The following is an 18,892-nucleotide window of genomic DNA, read 5'->3' as shown; positions in this document are numbered from 1 at the left end:
TAACTCCCACTTCGACTTGATGAATGGGAATATAAGGGATAGGTACGTTAAATTTTGTCGCTTGTCAAACATCAAGTTAAGAGTGCGAGGTCAGACTACACTTGATCAGACCGCCAACTATGTCTCATCAATAAGCAAAGCTAGTGTAATCCTCCTGAAAAATCTGAACACGCTGCAAGAGGAGTTGTTAAAACTTATGGTCTGATGCTTGTATCCAAATATCTTTATTTGCGATCATAATCATCAAGAATTGCCAACAAATTAACCATCATATCCATCACACAGAGAGGATTTGCTGGACTTCCAATGTGGTACCCCATATATCTGCAAACTTGTAAGATTGATCTCTGATACTCCTCAACACCAGATTGAAACAAAGCACGCTGTTCACGGTCATATTCATCAAATCCTTCACTAGCACCATGAAAGACTCTTGGCTGGGACATTTCTTCAACACGATGTTCAAGTCGAACTAAGACAGCGTCTATCACCTCTTGCGTGCACATTGCGATAATACCGTTATTTAAGTACCCACCTTCCCTCGTTACACAATCTCGATACATTTCATTGAAATGGTCTCTTGTAGAACTAGCAGCAGCATTATTAATGGGAAGCATCACTAGCATAATCAGACCGACAAATAGTTGAACACCTCCATTTATAAGCATCATAGTTAAACTCCTGTCACTGGATAAAATGGTTCACCCCACTCATTCTTGTTGTGCTGCAACATTAACTCCAACATGACAGGCACAATCTTCTTCAATAACGAAACACTATCCTTCAACTGTGAGCGATTTACCTTACCCTGCCAAGTTGCGCCACCATGCATTATTTGATTGCGCAGTGTATAAATTCGTCTAAACACGATTGAAAGAACTTGAGTGGTATCTTGATGTGCGAGTGCTATGGATGCTCGTTTCTTAGAGGCAGCAAAGCTAATTTTCCATTCATCTTCCGATAGCTTACCGTTGTGATAATCCCAGAACGGTTGGTAGATGTATTCGTTATCTAATAGCACACGAATGACACCCGAAAACTCAGACCAAACGAGATTGTATAGTTGTTTGTCTTCATCAAGTCTAACAAGGCTTTCAAAAAACTGCATAAACATACCTTTTTCGGTTGTTCTGTACTCAAGATCAACATCCACTGCATAGGCAGCATTAAACGAGATCCAAAGAAAAATGAACTGAGCATCTAAGTCATCTTCTGACAGTTCAGCCTTATGAAGCCAACTCAGTGCTCGATGAATGCGTAGAGAAAGTTCTGGTGCTGATTGATCACGTGTTTGTCGGTGCAGGTCTTTAAGTCGTTGAAAGTGCATATTTCGTCCTAGAATGTCTTTTACATGGGGGAAGATATCCTTCAATAATCAGTCTAGTCCATTTCAATTTATCTTGTTGGCATCACTCCAGCAATAGGCTCAAATATTCTATAACTAATTCTGAGTACTGTTGTGCTAGCTTGAAAAACGCCGCGTTGATGCATCTAGTATTTCCATTTCCAGAGTTTCGACCTCACCAACGTTACATGATTGAGATGGTATACAAGGGAGTCAGCTCAGGTCGAACCCTATTATTGGAAGTCCCTACTGGCATTGGTAAAACATTAGGGGTCGCCTACACTGCACTAATGGCTATGCCCCGAAACAAGATTGATCGACTTTTTATGCTGACGGCACGAACGACAGGACGCCAGCTAATCTTAGACAGTCTTGCCAAACTCAAGCCAGCAAGTGATTCAGATGAACGAATTACATTATGTGTTAGAGCTAGCGGCAAAAGAGAAAGTCTGTGAATATACAGATCGCGCCTGCCAAGAACTGCTCAATTTCGTCGACAGTCGTTTTTTTAGGCGTTTCTGCTCGATTGCATCATTTAGTTGAAATAATCAAATCTAGGCATGTTCTGACGCGATTTAAGGCATTGTCAGATCTGGTTGATGAACTTTGCGGCGGAATTAATTCCTCTTTTGCCAGTTCGCTACACGAAATACCGCTGTTGCTTTCTAGAGAGGGCCCTTCCGCAAGTAAACTCCTCTATAAAGTTTAAGTTGCTATCTGCTCTACTACGAATGCTCAACAGCGCTGCCCCTAATGTTCCATAAGGTAGTCGATCAGAACATTTTTATCGCATGACACCAAATTTATCGACTATCATAGCGCAGCCACCCTCGCAGCTGGCATACAGTTGTTTGGGCGATTCGTAAACGAGCGTGGGGTTTGGTCGCTATGAGTTGTAGAACTCGAAGAACTGCATCAACCCTATTGTTATCTCACCCGAAGATGAGTAGCTCTTTAAATTAACGTCCTCGTGTTTAAAGCTGCGCCAGAGCCTCTCAACTAAAATGTTCTCCAACTCTCGCTCGCGTTGCATCCATGCTGTTGCTGATTCTCGAAAACAGGACATTGCAACTGCACTGTGGCTCGTGATTCATCTGCAAGTTCGCACTGACGAATCCAGGGCAACGCTTCCGTACAATTGATCCGGGCCCTGGTTTAGAAACTCACCCCTCCCAATTTTTTAACCAGTCCACTTACATCTTCAGGCGCACGATCTCCCCCATACAGGCGATCTACTTTTCCCTTGTCAGAACCTCTGCAGGCATAAGGCAGCGCTTGCACTCGAACATTCAAATTCAAGACTAGGTTAACCCCATACTCTTGTGCGATCGCCCCTCACTGATTGCTTTTACAAACCCGCGCAGCCTCCAGATCCACTTTGCCTTTAAACTCAGGCGTGTTCAGCTTCCGCTTTTTACCTTCACTCATTGTGATCCCGCTCCTAGGATGACAACTTAAAACTATGTTGCTTGAGCTGTCTCAATTCTGGGGGCCCCTATAGTGAGTTAGGTCTAAACAGTGCTAAATCGTAGTAAATTTCATCAATCAAAGATGCCCCCCATCTTTGACAAATCTATCTTTTACCGGGATGGGTAGCATCTTTGACAAAATTTAATCCGAGTATTCTCAACAGAGGTTGGAATCTACTTCCTATCTTATAGAGAGATAGTCATTAAAAATGTGTGTTTTTAATCAATTCTTAAAGAAACTGTCAAGAGTACATAGAGGTTTTCTTTCTTTTATCGCGATGATACGGTTTTCAATTTTTTAAAGTCAAATTAAAATACTGATCATATCGTGATATTCTATTATCGAGATGGCTATCATGTTTAATTCCATATAGAAATTAGCTTTAAAAATCACATAAAAAACCATTTTCTTTCTTTTACCGAGATGGTCTATAAAAACACCAAGCATAAACCAGCTGTTTTTAGTCAAGGATGGGGTCCAAAAAGATTCGAAGTAGTCGGTCGAAAATTTCGAAGAAAGCCTTTTTACATGACCGAAAAACCTCTGATTTGATTGCGGCTATAAATGGTTCAGTGAAATCAAGTAAGAGCTAGTGTTGATCGTTATAAATGTACCTTTCGCGAGTTAGTAGGACATCTTACGCCTAAAATTAACGATATGAGCAACTGTAAATGAGGAGTTACAACCTGTAAGGCTATTGAAAACTGCTTCAAAGTTTATTTCAACTGACTCTTAACTGACTCTTAACTGACTCTTAACTGACTCTTAACTGACTCTCGTTCATATCATAGAGACCTCTAAGATCAGCCATGAAATGCTACGATAGCTAATTAACTATATTTTTTAAAAAAAACTCCAAAGTGACTCTCAACTGACTCTCAGCTGACGCTATTACGCATTATCGATCTCGATTTGGTAACTGATTAATGAATTTTCATGGTAAAAAAGCCATTTAAACCTATCTAATCGCCTCGAAAATGACGTTCAACTGACTCTGAAGTGACGTTCAACTGACTCTTAAGTGACGTTCAACTGTCACTGTAACGCCAAATTAATTGCAGTTGAGTTATTGATTTTATAGGGCATACATTTGATTTTTTAAAAGCACTAATTTGATATCAAAACATATTAGATGTAGATCTATAACAATTTTCCAATCAAAATTCAGGGCACATCCCTTATAGGTAGGTTTTCAATCCTAGTTATAAATGCCCTCCTAAATTTAGTGAGTGCGAAGTGTCTTAAATGGCGTCGTCAGATTGAGAAGCCATATGGTTTTTCAAAGGCCTCCCCAGATCAAATTAACTAATCTAGTAACGCATAGTAATGATGCTGTAATAAGTGTACTGTGTTTCTAATGTATTCAGAGTGAAGCGGCAGATCGTGACGCCTGATCATAAAGACCCGATAAGGCCCTTACTTAAAATTGACCAAACCTTTGTCAAGTATATTAACAGTAATCCTAATGACCAGGCTATTGCTCAGGCAGTCATCACATTAGCTAAATCCATGGATATGGAAATTATAGCTGAAGGTGTTGAAACAGATGAACAGCGTTCATTACAGGAAAATTTTGGCTGTAATCAGTATCAAAGTTACCTGTTCGGCAAACCTTGTTCGCTTGCGAACTTAGTGATATGAGTGACTAGATAGATGGAAATGCTTAACTTGTTGATTAGATATAGTTGTAAATTACAGGCCATTAATTTTAGCTTCACGTAGTGTTTTGATTTTTTTAGCACAGCTCCCGCCCCAAATCGGTAAAGTGTTTCCAAGCCACGATAGATTCGAACCGCCAAAAAAAGCACCTACAATTTAGAGTTTAACGCCTAGACACCATATCCATCTCAATCATTTTATGGGACCCACATGAGCTATCACGGTAAGTAAGAAACCTACCTGTGTGTATTATCCTGATTTTTTCTGGCTGCGTGCCTGCGCACATTCCACCATAAATGCCTGATCTAATGGATCGATGGCTCCAAATCGATTGATCGAGAAAGTCTCTAAAGAACCGGCAGTTGTTTTATTCAAAACCAAATTTGCCATTGCTTCACCAACTCCACCAGAGATAGCGATTCCTCCCCCAGAACATCCGGTTGCCACATATAAACCCGAAATAGATGTTGCATCAATGATGGGTTTTCCATCAGGCGTATAGCTTGATATTCCAGAGATATAATGGGCTATTCCTATGTCATTTAGAGATGGAAATAGATCAGACAACCCTTGCCATTGATCCTCCAGACACTCCAAACCCTTAGGGTCTTGATCGAATTCAAATCCATGAATCGACGCAGGTATCTGGTCTGGAGATGCATAAACGGCTTGCTGATCTGGAGATGCATAAACGGCTTGCTGATCTCTTAATCCAAACAACAAACCTCCGACTTCTGGCCGTGCGTAGGCCTTAATATCTGGCATAATCACCATGGGAGCATGAGTGGGAAAAAGTGCAGGATTCACGTCAGTAATCCAGTAGTGGCTTCGAACGGCCGCCATCCCTAATCTTACCTCATAATCATGAAGCAACTTGATTGACCAAGGGCCTGCACAGCAAATAACCTGAGGGGCTTCAAAAATACCTTGGTTAGTTAAAACGCCTTGAATGCCCTGTGAAGCGACAAACAGATCTTTGATGGTCACTCCCTGCTTAATCTGTACACCTTTTTTTCTGGCTGCCGCTGCATAGGCTTGTGAGAGCTGCACGGGATCCATGTAACCATCGTCTTCGACGAGTAAAGCATTGTCTATTTTTTGTGTATTTAACCAAGGTGATAATTGTTTCACTTGCTTAGGATTAACTCGGTGATGCCTTAAATCAAATAATCTCGCGGCGGTTTCAGTTGATGTAAGATAGTCAGCAGACTCATGACCCATGGAAATATGTAAACTTCCCACCTTACGAAGGGGAAGTGATTCGTTTAGTTCTGCCTCTAATTTAGAGATCGCCTTGAAGGTAGCGGCGACCAACCTTGCCATGTCTTGATTGGGTCGAGCTCTAGTCAACAATGCAGCGGCTTGGCTGGTGGTTCCAGATGATAGGGTGTTAGATTCAAGTAAGGTAATACGAGAACCTATAGGCGCGCTTGATGCGATTGACCAAGCACAAGATAACCCAAGAATCCCACCACCAATAATCAAAATATCACTAACTTGTACCGACATGCTCAACTCCAAACTGGTCTATTCCAGATAATAGACGCTCAAGATTACTATTTTATGTCTATTAGGTTACAGGTCTGATCAATAGAATGATTAGTAAAAAGCTGAGTTCTTCTCGGCTTTATTGAGTGAAGTAACTCTGCAAAATAAAACATAGATTTATCATCTGGAAGAGATGATTGCCTGATTTAGAGGTTGAAATAATCAGTTCTTGAGTGCTGGCGGTCACTATTTGGTCATGGGGGAATTTCTGATGCTGAACCCGCACTTTGGCTAATTGTCTTTTGAAGAGTGCTGTAGGCTTGGATTGCAATTTTGTTATGGGCCAAAAAATCGATTCCTGCACCAAACACGACCCCTGGCGCAGCCCAGCCAGCTGGTAGCCTGCTCAAATAATGCATTTAATAGCACAGAATAATGGAGCCTTTCAATTCCAAGCAGCAGAGTGCTCTAAAAAGTCAAAAATACGGAAATATAATCGATCTTTGTCACGCTGCTGTAAGTTGAACGGCTTAATTCCGAGCCCAGGTAAAACATCGCTGGCAACGCATCTCAAGTCGGTTTTGATTTGATTGTATTTTGGAATAATGGCGATCGGGCGTGATTAAAAATAGCCTAGCATGACAACGAACATACGCTTATTGAGGCGATGTCTTAAAGACCGTAACACACGAAGTTCTGCATAATTCAATGAGAAGAAGTAGCGTCGATCATGTTCGTTAAAGCTCTGCGCAGAAAACAGATCTTTAACTTCTGCATCCGATAGAATTTGGATTCGTTTTTCAGCCATATTCTCGCCTCGAAACGAAAAGTGTACTAAAACTACGTATAATTACATTAGTGGGAATTAGTACTAAGTTACTGCAGGCTAAGAGTGTCGGACTCTGACAGCGTTTATTACCCAGTAGCAGTAAACTAATTGGTTTGATGCTGACTTCTGTCACAATCAGTTAATGGATTGGCATTACTGATTGAGATGGAGTTATGTCGTAGACCCTTTACGGCCGAGCTGTGTTTTTTACTAACAGAAAATGAAATAAGGTCAACTACCTGATGTAAGAGGATAATGGTTTATTTAATTATTACCATAACTTATTTTAAGTAAAAAACTCAATTTTCAAAAAGTTTTATGAAGTATTACCAATATCCATCCTGATGCCCAATCACAACTATATTATGTATTTAGAAGCTATCACACGTTGCTCCAATTGTTGCAACCAATTGAAACCACAAAAACCGTAATCAGTAATTCTTCTAAAGTTTATTAAAAATTGTGGAATCAAGCCATACATGAACAACTCTACATCATTACAATTTTTAAAAAAAGGTGACGCTCCTGATTTGAAAGGACCCCACACAAACTTTTCCCATCGAAAATCACTATTAAAACTATCAAGGGTCAACATGCTAACTGCATCACTGAGATCAATAAACAATGTATCCTTGGTTAGATAATAATAATTATTTCGTTGTTTTACTAAGCCAGACTGAATCAAAAAAGAACGCTTACATATTTGTTGGTCAGTTAGATCAGAATGAAATTCTTTTAAAAACAACTCACTACACCGACTATCTTTGTAAGCAACAATACCTCCATCGCTGTTCATTGTAAATTTAAGAACTGCTGTTCCATAGTTCAGCGACTCATAATAATTTCTTGCAGGAACGAGATCAATTAAGTCTTGAAAACTATAATGATGTGCATTTGTTGTGATTTTTTGACACATCATGCACATATTTACTGATTTTAGATAATTGTAAATAGCTTCAATAACCATTTTACTATCATTGCTAATTACATTATAAGAAAACCGTCTATTCATGCTAAAAAATTGATGACCAGATGCAATAATAGTAATAAAAAAGTGTTCTATCGAAGATAGATTTATTGAATGTTGGCTTGTCGGAATACGAAACAAAATACACTTATCCCACATTCGATTCTTATAATTGCGTACTCTTTTCGCAACACTTTTATCAGAAATTCCAACATAGGCAGGTGTTAGATTTTGACCTGCTTTACCTATCAGAATGTAGAGTCCCGGAGAATCAAAATCAGCCTTTAAATCAACAAACTGCTCCATAGGGCAAATCGCAGCTTCAATATTTGTAGTTATATGAGTATAGTAGATCATAAATAATCCGGGAAATATAAAAAATATGAATAGAAGCATCCCTGCTATTTCCATGCTTAATTTATGATATTAACCATGCTATTTCTGGCAAAGAAAACGATTTTTTCAGGTGTTGAACTGGATTCAATCATTGCAATGATCTGAGTAAACAGATCGCCTTTGATTGTAAAGTCCTGTTCTTGTTTCATTCGTTCAACATAGTAGTCGATGAATACCTTGAATGCCTCCTCTACATCAACAGGTTCGCCATTGTTATTTGCAACATACTGGTTGCGATGTCTAACTGCCAACTCAAAAGCTTTCCAAAGGCCGTATGTCTTGACTGAAAAGCTAAAAGACTGTGTCTTTCCACCTACAGGCATCTGGCAACGTGTGTTAATGATTACATTAGAGTCTTTGTTTTTTGCAATCAGAAGTGATGTACCCACTACACCTGTTTTATTATTAATATTTGTTTTTTGAAACGAGATGTAGTCTGATGTTTCACTCAACAATAGCGCTCGCTGCTCCTTAGCTGCCTCTAAAGCCGACTCTTCAGAGCCGAACCGAGTAAAACCAAAGAAATCTTGATATATTGAACCGTTAGTTGTCTTTCTAAGCATATAGCCATTTTCTAAACGTGTAATTAAGTGATTGTCTTTCATCATTGAATTAATTTTTTCGTTACTCATTTTATTCACCTTTGAATTTTTATAAATACGCGTGTTTTACAATAGAAAAAACATTTTTGTTTAAAAAAGCCAACAGTCATCCCTGCACTGCAAAACAGTGCTGAAAATTAGTCACATGAAAACTTTAGCTTAGGTAATATTTTTACTAAAAAATATATTTCACAATCTAACTTTAGATAAGTAATCTGTCACTACGGCTATAAAATAAAAAAAGACGATGACAGCAGCGAACAAAGATGTACTGACAAGAAATATTATTTATAGAATCAAAGTTTTGTAGAGTCATTTAATGTTGTCCTTTGCTAATAACCACCCTTTATAAGGGTTGAGTTGTAAGTTAAATAAGGCTGACAAACCAACCGCAAAGGACGCTAGTAAACCCCGAAGGGTGTCCTTGCGAAAATCACTATAGCGTTGATAATAATCTTACACGTCAACACTACATTCAATCAGTGAATACACAAGAACAGATTTCCTCTGCATGCATCATGAGTTATCAGACTCACTTTTTATATAAGATCTCAGTCTCATATATATTACTTCATAGGAAAGTAATGAATGCAGTATACAATAAGTCAATCGCACCGCAAGTACCTTTTATATGAAAATTTCAAAAAAGTTATTAATAACTTTTTAATATGCACAGCAATAGAATAAATAGCAACATACTCACTATAATTGTTAGTTTAAGTGTATAAATTGATATAATAAAGGATTTTCCCAGCACAATCATTCATCTTTACCCTTATAAATCAATGCAATATATAAATTAGAAAGGGCTTTTCTGTTAAGATTGATACTACAATTAAATCAAAATTATTAAATTTCATTTTTTGAAATTTCAAAAGATGAAAACTTAAGTCTCACCTTATAAGACGAGCACCTATATGTATAAAACTATCAGAGATACTATTTTAACTGTCGAAGCTGTAGATCTTTTTACATTTAGTCACAGCCATGGTGGCATATCTAGTATTAGGAATCCCAAAAGAATAAGGCTAACTCATCTTAGAGAAACAACACATGATCGATCCGGCATGCAGGAAATATATTGCTTAGTTCATTATAAAATGATTAGGGTGCAGTCATTTGTGAAAGCACTTTCATTAGACACTGCACTTCCGTACATTGAAGACTGCTCTGTAACCCCAAGTATGAAAGAGTTTAAAATTTCACTGTTTTGTGTACATGCAGCAATGCTGTGTCTACAGCATAATTTCCATAACGTCGCACTCAGATTAATCTATACGCGTACAAACCAAACTGAAGTCTATTCCTTTTCAAGAACGGATCTCATCAGCTATTTTAATGATCTTTGCTATACGTTTAATCAATGGGTGTTACATGAAAAAAATCATGTAGAAAATAGAGATAACCTGTTAGCTAGTTTGGACTTCCCGTACGAAACCTTTCGTCTTCATCAAGAAAAATTAGTTTCTGAAGTATCTTCGGCCCTATTCAATAGGCGGCATCTTCTCATTGAAGCAGCCACAGGTATTGGCAAAACCTTGGGGGTCGTATTTCCAGCTGTTCGGGCACTAGAATCGGAACAGCTGGATAAATTATTGTTACTCACTACACGAAAGACAGGTCGTCAGGTTTATTTGGACGGTCTTAAACAAATTTTGACTTCAGCACCGGGCCAATTGATTAGAGTCTTGGAGCTCTCCTCACGAGCAGAACTGTGTAACTCAAAAAATACGTCATGCAACGATAGAGAATGCGAAGGCTGCACTCATTTTTATGAGCGAATACCAGCTGCTCGATATGATGCAACACGGTTAGGATGGTTAGACCAAGCCACTCTTCAATCACTGGCGAACAAACATCACATCTGCTCATATTTCTTGGCTATAGAAATGGCTAAATGGTCAGATGTTATCATTGCTGATGTTACTCATTATTTTGATCAGCATGGTTTTCTCTATGAGCTAGCAACTACAAGTAATTTGAAGTTAGCATTAGTAATTGATGAGTGCCACAATTTGATTGACAGAGTTCGAGGGATGTACTCCGTTACTGTCTGAGAAAGCATTTTATATTCCGCCCATGATGTTGCAACCCAACAATTAAAAATGGTCATTCGCCCTCTGTTAAACGCTTGGAACCATTTCAATGAACAGCTAGTGGTTAACTCAAATGCGATACCTAATACTCGATCAACAGACTCAAACATTTTTTTTCTGTCTGAGCTTCCTGAACCTTTTATTATTGCATTAGCACAATTTGTGACGTCTGTTCTCCGATGCACAAGAGAGATACCTAAAGCAGGGAACGAAGCTCTCTGGAATGCCACGTATTCCGTTAAACGCTTTCTAGATCTGTATTGCTCGATTGGCAGTCACTCTTTTATTTCTGCAAAACAAACTCAACTGGAAGGTACGATTCATGACAAACAGTTCAAACTTCAGCTATCTCTGAATAACGTAATATGTACAGATCACATAAGAGAACGGTTTAATTTTCTTGAGTCATCAGTATTGTTTTCAGCTACCCTACAACCATTTGACCTGTACTCTCAACTATTAGGGATACCAGCACATCAAACAAGAGTGACCCTCCCAAGCCCCTATCGATCTGAACAAATCAATCTACATTTTGCTAACATTAGCACTCGATTCAATGATCGAGATGCAACTTTAGGTACAATAACGCAGCAAATTGGACAACAGTTTTATCAAAAGCCTGGTAATTATCTGATTTTCGCAAGTAGCTATGCATACATAGAAAATTTATTCAAATCGTTTAAAGAACAATTTCCTGACATACCCTCTATTGTGCAAGTTGCTGACATGAATATTGATGTTTGCAATAGATTCATCAAACGTTTCAATACTGAACGTGGTCTGATGGGTTTTGCGCTTCTAGGAGGCGGATTTTCAGAGGGAATCAGTCTGGAAGGTGATTCGTTAATCGGTGTATTTATTATCAACATTGGACTTCCAGCCGCAAATGCTGAAAATGAGAAAGTATCTGAAATTATTGAAAATCACTTCGGTGAAGGAACCGGCTACAGTTATACGTATGTCTACCCTGCCATCCGAAAAGTTACGCAAGCTGTCGGTCGACTAATCAGGGGGCCTCAGGATTCTGGCTCTGTACATTTAATTGATCGGCGATTCAATCAAGAGCGCTACCGAAATCTGTTGCCTCGTTGGTGGGCTGAATGAAAAACAGGATTAAATAACAGTTTTCTTAATCTGCTAGGGCAACCCCCTTGTTTTGAAGACAAAGAGGTAATATAGCTTTAATCAATCGATTAGATTTTTTTATTAGCACTTACATTCAAATGTTCAATTTTTTAAAGTCATTAGATGCTTACCCAATATATCCCAAGCTTCTTTCATTTCTTTGTCATAAGCATAATGTTGATAAGTTCTAATGATTGTATTTTCTTCAACATGATTCTGGCATCTACTAGCCACATTTGCTTGTACCTTACATTGTGTCATCATAGTCGATGCAGTTCGTCTTAGGTCGTGTGGTGTCCATTTACCGCCGGGCAGTATAAGCGACTGATTTTTCTTACTTCTTCCTTTCATCGAACCCTGATCAGATTTACGTTGGCGATCCATTATTTGTTTTGTGATGGATTTTAAATTCACGTGTCCTGTATTATTTCTGTTAGGATAACACCATATACTATTAGCAGTGTGTTGCTTCAATTGTTCAAAATGACTTAATGAGAAATCTGATAGATAAATAGTGAAAGCGCGATCAGATTTTGTTTCTGGTAAAAACCATGTCTTCCTATCAAAGTTTATATCTGACCATTTGGCAGACAGGATTTCGCCAATTCGGCAAGCTGTCGAGAGGCAGATCCAGATGGCTAGTTCTGTTGTTGGAAGCAAGTTAGCTGAGGGTAATTTTTCTATCAATAATAAAATATCATCATTTGATAAAACACGATCACGTACAACATTTTTACCACCAATTTTAGCTTTAGAAATGACATACGTAGGATCTGTTGACAAATGCTCTCGAACTATGCCGTATCTAAACATCTGACGCAGTTCTGAAAGTGTTACTTTTGCCATTCTCTTCGCGTTCCGTGCCAGTATCGAATCAACAATGTCCATTACATGGCTACGGCGAACATCCTCAGCTGCGAGTTGACCAATCTTAGGGAATACATCTGCAGAAAATAGTCGTAGCGCACTTGCGCCTTTATCTTTGCGTCCCAGTAACTCAACTTTCATCCAATCATCAAAAAGTTCTCCAACAGTGATACGACTTTTGTGTAGCAGATTCTCTTTCTCCAGACGAATGAGCTCAGCTTCTATTTTCGCTTTTCGATATTGTTCCGCTTCCTCCAAGTGCTCTCTTATGTCTTTTGTCCCACTTTGATGCAGGCCAGCTAGCTCTTTAGCTTTAAATCGCGCCTGCGTCAAAGTAAGGCATCCAGATGTTTCTTCTCGACTGTACGTGCCGATAGGTAATGAATCTCTTTTTCCATTACTATTCACGTAGCGAAAATAAAAAACGCGCTCACCTGCTGGTGTAATTCGAACGACAAGTGCCCCATGCCCACGTACTACAGATTCACTGATCCATCGGCTCGTTTCACCTGGTTTTGCATTAATTTGACGATCTGTAATGTTAGACATAAATTTCTCTTATCTATGCTTAGTTGCCAATTGGTTGCCATTTAAGATTAGCTTATTTGGGCTTAGATGGGATCTCTTGGGAAGACCTAAACATCAACTACACATTAAAACGTTGTTAGTAAAGGTTATTTTACACATTCCGAGATCATTAAGGAATAATCAAGATTATACAGTATCTTGCATGGGGTGCAAGGGGTCGCAGGTTCAAATCCTGCCGTCCCGACCAATAAATTAAAGAGTTACAAGAATCGCCCATTGGCGATTTTTTTGTTTAAAATGTATTCAATGATTTTAAGCCCTGAAGTCTGCGTGACCTCTCCCTAACCGCTTGTAAACTGCTCTCCTCCTAAAGATTGTGATACTCGGTAACCAATACACCTTTGTCCCCTGCACGCTTTAGCGCAGGGTAACATAACTATTAAGACTTCTTAATTTGACTAACTCTGATATACAGATGATACTCAAGCTCCAAAACTCTAACGTCCTTACTCAAGTACGCTCTATGTTGCGGATCCTCAATCACAGAAAAGGTTTACCTAATGCGTACTAAATTACTGTTACCCTTGATTTTATCCTGCCTATTCGCCCTACCTGCACTGGCAGCTGATTATTATGTTGACATTACTAACAAAACTGGCTACCAGATCAACCAGCTGTACGTCAGCCCCGGCGATCAAAAGAGTTGGGAGGATGATGTATTGGGCAATGACGTTCTTGTTAACGGTACAACCCAACGAGTCACCTTGACGGGTTACTCGTCACCCGTTTTTGATATTCGCCTGATTGATTCTGATGGTGACAGCTACACATTTTGGGATATAAATGTTGAGGAATATGACTTACTTGTCACGCCAGATGATCTGGATTAGTTGGGTACAAATATCAGTCATGTTAGGTTGAAGTTAGCAAAGAAAACCTAATTATGGTGTAAGTTTGCCCTTATCGTAAGTTGCACATAGTCATCAAGGATGGGAGCTATGTGCAAAAAGCTCAAAATGATAGTTTGATCAACCTCCGTTTAACCTCACTTAGTCAGCAAATAAATCTGAATCGCCGCCATAATGTGGTCGATACTTTCTGTCTGTAATATGCTCGTCACTTCTGCTTGCTAGGTTATCAGGACAACGACCCTAGGAGAAACACCATGCGGAAAATTCTGATGCTAACCAGCGTCACTTACCTTGCCCTTTTGTCCTCAGCAACTCAAGCCGATGCACTTGGCGGCTTGGCCTTCTCTGATACAACCCCCCATGCTAAAGCGATGACCATGAAAGACGATTTTACAATCGTCGGGGCTGATGATCTGATGACACTAAGTGCCATTAACGAGAATGGTAGTGTTAAAGCGATTATCGAAATACCAACAGGCACATCAGCTAAGTGGGAAGTCAGCAAAGATGACCCTAAAGCCGTCTACTGGGAATACAAAAACGAAAAACCACGAATCGTAAACTACCTAGGTTATCCAGGTAACTACGGTGCCATTCCGGGCACTGCCCTACCTAAAGAATTAGGAGGTGATGGCGATCCACTTGATGTCTTAGTGCTAGGTCAAGCTGTTCCACGTGGTGAAATTGTTGATGTACGAGTGATTGGCGTCCTAAAAATGCTAGATGACGGCGAACAAGATGACAAACTCATCGCTGTTCTGACGCAGGACTCTCCTTTCGCGCATATTGAAAGCATGGCGCAACTGGATGCGGAGTTCTACGGCGTAAGCCAGATTGTTGATCTTTGGTTCGCTAACTACAAAGGCCCGGATGGCGGCATGGAAGGGCTTGGCTTTGAAGATGCAGAATCCGCTCGTGCGGTGCTAGATGCAGCTGCTGCGAATTTTGAGTCCTTACGTTAATATCGGAAAAGACTTTTTTTATCTTACTGATAAAGAATTAAAAGGGTTTTTTACCTTAGTGATTTCTAGATAAGATTAAAGACAAAGTAGCCAGTCACTCAATTGCGACTGGCTACTCTAAAAAGCACCAAGCCATTCGGTTAGCCAATAACTCTCTCACTGACCTTAAATCTGTTGCATCTGGGTTAAATTATTAACATATACCTGCTCCTCAAACGGAAGGTACCCCGTAAAATGAATCAAGCTGTGACTGATCGTAGATACTACTTGGTCATTTCTATCTGTTTCAATCCACGCGCCTGCGTGAGGCGCGACGTGCGGTTCAGTGGATGTGGCTGGAGGATATGATGTTTCAATCCACGCGCCTGCGTGAGGCGCGACAGTGCTATTGTTGATCGAAAATACAGACCATTCAGTTTCAATCCACGCGCCTGCGTGAGGCGCGACATGGATTGAAATTGATCCAATACAGACTGATGACGTTTCAATCCACGCGCCTGCGTGAGGCGCGACGCAAATAGCGGCAAGGCTGTAACGTCGGCAATACGTTTCAATCCACGCGCCTGCGTGAGGCGCGACATGTATCTGCAATTATAAGCTTCTTCGGATTGAGGTTTCAATCCACGCGCCTGCGTGAGGCGCGACGTGGCTTTTCAAATCTATTTGCCAGTGCAATCAGAGTTTCAATCCACGCGCCTGCGTGAGGCGCGACCTTGTTATCACCCCATCCAGTGCTAACGCCTACGGGTTTCAATCCACGCGCCTGCGTGAGGCGCGACTTTGATAATCACGGTCGATCAGGTACGGGATATTTGTTTCAATCCACGCGCCTGCGTGAGGCGCGACGTTTATAGATCCATCTGTTGGCGGCGCCTCCAGTGTTTCAATCCACGCGCCTGCGTGAGGCGCGACCTGCCAAGCCGTGTGGCTGACAGCATCAATATTTGTTTCAATCCACGCGCCTGCGTGAGGCGCGACTGGTTGCCGCTGACATCGCTCTCGGCGGGAAACAGTTTCAATCCACGCGCCTGCGTGAGGCGCGACAGATGATAAGCATCGTTTGACGCTTGCGTGTGCAGTTTCAATCCACGCGCCTGCGTGAGGCGCGACTGCCTTCTCTCAAAGACACGTAAATCATATCCTATAGTGGATATTTACGCTAACACCAGTGAAGCGCTAATTAAGTTGATTAACAAAAAACGGAGGATGTAAAAAACACATAAATATCATCTGATTAACTAAACGCTAACCTAGCGGCTAATTTATGAGAACTAGAGGTTAGCGCTTAAATGATTAAGGGGGACTTAAACAAATCAAGAGCAGCCTTCGCACCATGATGTTCGATTCTTCTACGCCAATTTTTACCAAGCATATAAAAACGCAAACTATCCACTGCTTCATCGTAAGTATCCAGTAGTCGAGCTTTTAGTCTCACCCACTGATCAGGCTCTAAATCACACTCAAAAACAGAGTATTGGACTCGCGTACCGAAGTCTTCGCATATTTTGGCAATCCTTCTAAGCCTTGCTGGTCCATTTGGATCATCAAAGGATACATCATAAGTAACCAACACCAACATTTTGAACTCCTTTAAATGTTTTATCGAGCCAGAAATGGCGGGTAATACTCTAAGTCACCACGCAAGTGTCTCGCAAGTAACAACGCTTGCGCGTGTGGCAGCAAGCCCAAGGGTATTTCCTCTTTTAGATATGGATGTATGATGGTTTTCTGCTTTCTTGCTTGGAACTCCTGAAGGACTACTTTTCGTGCGGTGTCCTTAAGCTTGACAGCACCGCTGGCCTCATAAATAAAATCGGCAGCTTTGATCTGTTGGCGATTGATTAAAGTCAAAACCAAACGATCAACAATGTAAGCTCGAAACTCTTCTAAGATATCTTGGGCCAAGCTATCTCTACCAGGTCGATCCCTATGAAGAAAACCAACTTGGGGATCAAGCCCTACCCCTTGTAAAGCCGCACTAATATCATTTCCCACAATAGCGTAGAAAAATGAGAGTAATGCATTAACGGGATCGGTTGGCGGCCTTCTTGTCCGCTGTATAAAGTTAAAGTCTCCTGATTTTTCAGTGATTAGATGGTTAAATACAGAAAAATAACGTGCAGCTGCATCCCCTTCTAAACCACGGATAATGTCTAAATCTTTTGCAATTTTTAATCTTTCAACAGTACTTTTGAGCAAGGCAATAGTTTGGTTAACATCATCTTGCTTGCCATAATTTCTCTGATGACGTTGTAGTATCTGTCTTTGCGACTGAATTTTAGCTGCAACCAAAGTCCGTGCAATCTCAGTAGCTCTCGTATCGGCATATTTGTACTGTGAACGACGTAACAGCACATTACCAGTTTGCCGCCCCTGAACCCGAGCAAGAAAACGACCGTATTCAGTGAAAAAAGCCAAATTGACTCCACGCTCACCACAAAAACCCATCACTTGAGGAGAAACCATCACATTACCGAAACAAAAGATTCCACTGATAGAGTGAATCGGAAGCTGGAGAACTTTCTCTTTGGCAATGTCAACGACCAGCGTTTCTCGCTCTTTATGAAGGTACGCGCCCTGTGTATTAATATAGAGGCTATTCTGGAGCCTTTTCATCCGGTAACTCCTCTGCGAATAGTTGCTCTATATACCGTCTGCTCGAGTCTTTTTGCAGGACTTTAGGATTACATAAATCAAATAGACTGCAGGCATCACACTTTTTTTCGTACTTTGCTGGTGGTGTTTGACCACTAGCAAATAATTGCGCAACAGCAGTAATAACTTCCATTGTTCGTTGGCGCAACCTATCACTAATTTGCACAGGATGACGATGCCTAGTTTGGTGATACCAAAGTGCTCCTTCCTTAACAGTTTGCCCCGTCATTTCCTCTAAACAAAGAGCTTGGGCACAAAGTTGAATCTCATCCAAGTCAGTTGGCTTGGGTCTTCCACGTTTATATTCAACAGGTGTGAGCTGCCCAGTCGAAGTATCTTTTTCTAGCAAATCCATCTTACCAATCAGACCCAAAGAGTGAGCAGCCACCTGCACGCCCCTCTCAAATCTCACACCTTTACGGGTTTCAGGTTCACCACTATCTACTCGGCTATGGAGTTGTTGTCCCTGAGCTGTGAGGAAGTTTTCAGCCCAGACCTGCTCATTATGAATCAAAGCACACTGGCGAGGGCAAAAAGCAAAGTGCTGTAAAGCTGATAAAGGTATGAGCTTGGTATCCTGCATGATTCTTTCATCCATCAGGCAGCAAACTGAATCACTTCAACTTCCTGATTATGCTTTAGTGCTTCTTCAGCCATAGCCATAACTTTTCTGGAGATGACATCATTAAGATAGTATTCACCGCAATTTTCACAAATGTCAGCGGGAACATTTTTAATCACCAGAGTGACTTCACCCCGAGTGAAGGTAACGGTTGTCATTCCTGGTTGGGTTTCACCCTGTTTGCAAATGACACATTTCATTTTTGTCTCCTAGTTCTGAAATCTTCATGCCAGATTTCCGATGAAGGATAATAGGCAGTGATGACATAACATGAATTGTTTTCCGCATTTTTGGAAACAACCACATGAATGGCTTTATTGTTAACCCAACCAAGACGAAGTTGGCTGGGGTAAGGGCTGTCATCAGGGTA

At 40.5% G+C, this 18,892-nt stretch carries 17 protein-coding genes, 1 pseudogene and 1 CRISPR repeat array; of the genes and pseudogenes, 6 read left to right on the top strand and 12 right to left on the bottom strand.

Features of this window, described 5'->3' with window-relative positions; genetic code table 11:
* Positions 1-224 precede the first annotated feature (224 nt).
* Both DN062_RS02210 and DN062_RS02205 read right to left on the bottom strand, forming a co-directional pair.
* On the bottom strand, positions 225-671 hold the full coding sequence (locus tag DN062_RS02210; protein WP_112157102.1) for a hypothetical protein: 447 nt from the start codon (positions 669-671) through the stop codon (positions 225-227).
* 2 nt (positions 672-673) lie between these two features.
* Positions 674-1,327 carry a HEPN domain-containing protein gene (locus tag DN062_RS02205; RefSeq protein WP_112157100.1) on the bottom strand — a complete coding sequence of 218 codons (654 nt, stop codon included), beginning with the start codon at positions 1,325-1,327 and terminating at the stop codon, positions 674-676.
* A 140-nt stretch (positions 1,328-1,467) separates the two neighbouring features.
* Between DN062_RS02205 and DN062_RS02200 the strand changes: the two genes are divergently transcribed.
* Both DN062_RS02200 and DN062_RS02190 read left to right on the top strand, forming a co-directional pair.
* Positions 1,468-1,800, top strand: coding sequence for a DEAD/DEAH box helicase family protein (locus DN062_RS02200; RefSeq protein WP_133256733.1), 333 nt, complete (start codon positions 1,468-1,470; stop codon positions 1,798-1,800).
* Positions 1,801-4,198: 2,398 nt separating this feature from the next.
* Positions 4,199-4,456 carry an EAL domain-containing protein gene (locus DN062_RS02190; protein WP_205126625.1) on the top strand — a complete coding sequence of 86 codons (258 nt, stop codon included), beginning with the start codon at positions 4,199-4,201 and terminating at the stop codon, positions 4,454-4,456.
* A gap of 267 nt (positions 4,457-4,723) precedes the next feature.
* On the opposite strand, the gene DN062_RS02185 is transcribed toward DN062_RS02190, so the two are convergent.
* From DN062_RS02185 to DN062_RS02170, 4 genes are all read right to left on the bottom strand, one after another.
* Entirely contained in the window at positions 4,724-5,983 is a 1,260-nt protein-coding gene (locus tag DN062_RS02185) for an NAD(P)/FAD-dependent oxidoreductase (RefSeq protein ID WP_112157092.1), read from the bottom strand.
* 601 nt (positions 5,984-6,584) lie between these two features.
* Positions 6,585-6,770 carry a DUF4158 domain-containing protein gene (locus DN062_RS02180; RefSeq protein WP_112157090.1) on the bottom strand — a complete coding sequence of 62 codons (186 nt, stop codon included), beginning with the start codon at positions 6,768-6,770 and terminating at the stop codon, positions 6,585-6,587.
* A gap of 379 nt (positions 6,771-7,149) precedes the next feature.
* On the bottom strand, positions 7,150-8,115 hold the full coding sequence (locus DN062_RS02175; RefSeq protein WP_112157088.1) for a GIY-YIG nuclease family protein: 966 nt from the start codon (positions 8,113-8,115) through the stop codon (positions 7,150-7,152).
* A gap of 56 nt (positions 8,116-8,171) precedes the next feature.
* A complete protein-coding gene (locus tag DN062_RS02170) occupies positions 8,172-8,786 on the bottom strand; it encodes a hypothetical protein (protein ID WP_112157087.1) in 615 nt (204 codons plus the stop codon).
* A gap of 887 nt (positions 8,787-9,673) precedes the next feature.
* Here DN062_RS02170 and DN062_RS02165 point away from each other — a divergent pair.
* Both DN062_RS02165 and DN062_RS02160 read left to right on the top strand, forming a co-directional pair.
* Positions 9,674-10,813: a DEAD/DEAH box helicase family protein gene (locus tag DN062_RS02165; RefSeq protein ID WP_112157085.1), complete on the top strand. Its 1,140-nt coding sequence runs from the start codon at positions 9,674-9,676 to the stop codon at positions 10,811-10,813.
* Between the two features lie 99 nt (positions 10,814-10,912).
* Complete coding sequence (locus DN062_RS02160; protein WP_162301235.1) at positions 10,913-11,956, top strand: helicase C-terminal domain-containing protein; 1,044 nt, start codon at positions 10,913-10,915, stop codon at positions 11,954-11,956.
* Between the two features lie 123 nt (positions 11,957-12,079).
* Here the strand turns inward: DN062_RS02160 and DN062_RS02155 are convergent, their stop codons facing one another.
* Positions 12,080-13,393 (bottom strand): tyrosine-type recombinase/integrase, encoded by a 1,314-nt coding sequence (locus DN062_RS02155; protein WP_112157081.1) that lies wholly within the window; start codon positions 13,391-13,393, stop codon positions 12,080-12,082.
* Positions 13,394-13,932: 539 nt separating this feature from the next.
* Between DN062_RS02155 and DN062_RS02150 the strand changes: the two genes are divergently transcribed.
* On the top strand, positions 13,933-14,262 hold the full coding sequence (locus tag DN062_RS02150) for a hypothetical protein (protein ID WP_112157079.1): 330 nt from the start codon (positions 13,933-13,935) through the stop codon (positions 14,260-14,262).
* A gap of 275 nt (positions 14,263-14,537) precedes the next feature.
* Positions 14,538-15,245: an inorganic diphosphatase gene (locus DN062_RS02145; protein WP_112157078.1), complete on the top strand. Its 708-nt coding sequence runs from the start codon at positions 14,538-14,540 to the stop codon at positions 15,243-15,245.
* Between the two features lie 283 nt (positions 15,246-15,528).
* Positions 15,529-16,355: direct repeats of the CRISPR family, unit length 32 nt; unit sequence GTTTCAATCCACGCGCCTGCGTGAGGCGCGAC.
* A gap of 175 nt (positions 16,356-16,530) precedes the next feature.
* Here the strand turns inward: DN062_RS02145 and cas2 are convergent.
* The 5 genes and pseudogenes from cas2 to DN062_RS19160 all read right to left on the bottom strand — a co-directional run.
* Entirely contained in the window at positions 16,531-16,824 is a 294-nt protein-coding gene (gene cas2, locus DN062_RS02140) for a CRISPR-associated endonuclease Cas2 (RefSeq protein WP_112157077.1), read from the bottom strand.
* 20 nt (positions 16,825-16,844) lie between these two features.
* Positions 16,845-17,861 carry a type I-C CRISPR-associated endonuclease Cas1c gene (gene cas1c, locus DN062_RS02135; protein WP_112157075.1) on the bottom strand — a complete coding sequence of 339 codons (1,017 nt, stop codon included), beginning with the start codon at positions 17,859-17,861 and terminating at the stop codon, positions 16,845-16,847.
* Positions 17,842-18,498 (bottom strand): CRISPR-associated protein Cas4, encoded by a 657-nt coding sequence (gene cas4, locus DN062_RS02130; protein ID WP_239995660.1) that lies wholly within the window; start codon positions 18,496-18,498, stop codon positions 17,842-17,844. Before cas4 ends, cas1c begins: the two co-directional genes overlap by 20 nt.
* Positions 18,498-18,722, bottom strand: a complete 225-nt coding sequence (locus DN062_RS02125) for a type II toxin-antitoxin system MqsA family antitoxin (protein ID WP_112157073.1) — start codon at positions 18,720-18,722, stop codon at positions 18,498-18,500. Before DN062_RS02125 ends, cas4 begins: the two co-directional genes overlap by 1 nt.
* Positions 18,719-18,886 (bottom strand): annotated as a pseudogene (locus tag DN062_RS19160) (DUF4258 domain-containing protein); the annotation flags it as partial. The pseudogene DN062_RS19160 and the gene DN062_RS02125, both read right to left, overlap by 4 nt.
* Between the last annotated feature and the right edge of the window lie 6 nt (positions 18,887-18,892).

The sequence above is a fragment of the Nitrincola tibetensis genome, from assembly GCF_003284585.1.
GTDB lineage: Bacteria > Pseudomonadota > Gammaproteobacteria > Pseudomonadales > Balneatricaceae > Nitrincola > Nitrincola tibetensis.
The sequence above is the reverse complement of the archived record's forward strand: the minus strand, read 5'-3'. Positions and strand labels throughout refer to the sequence as shown.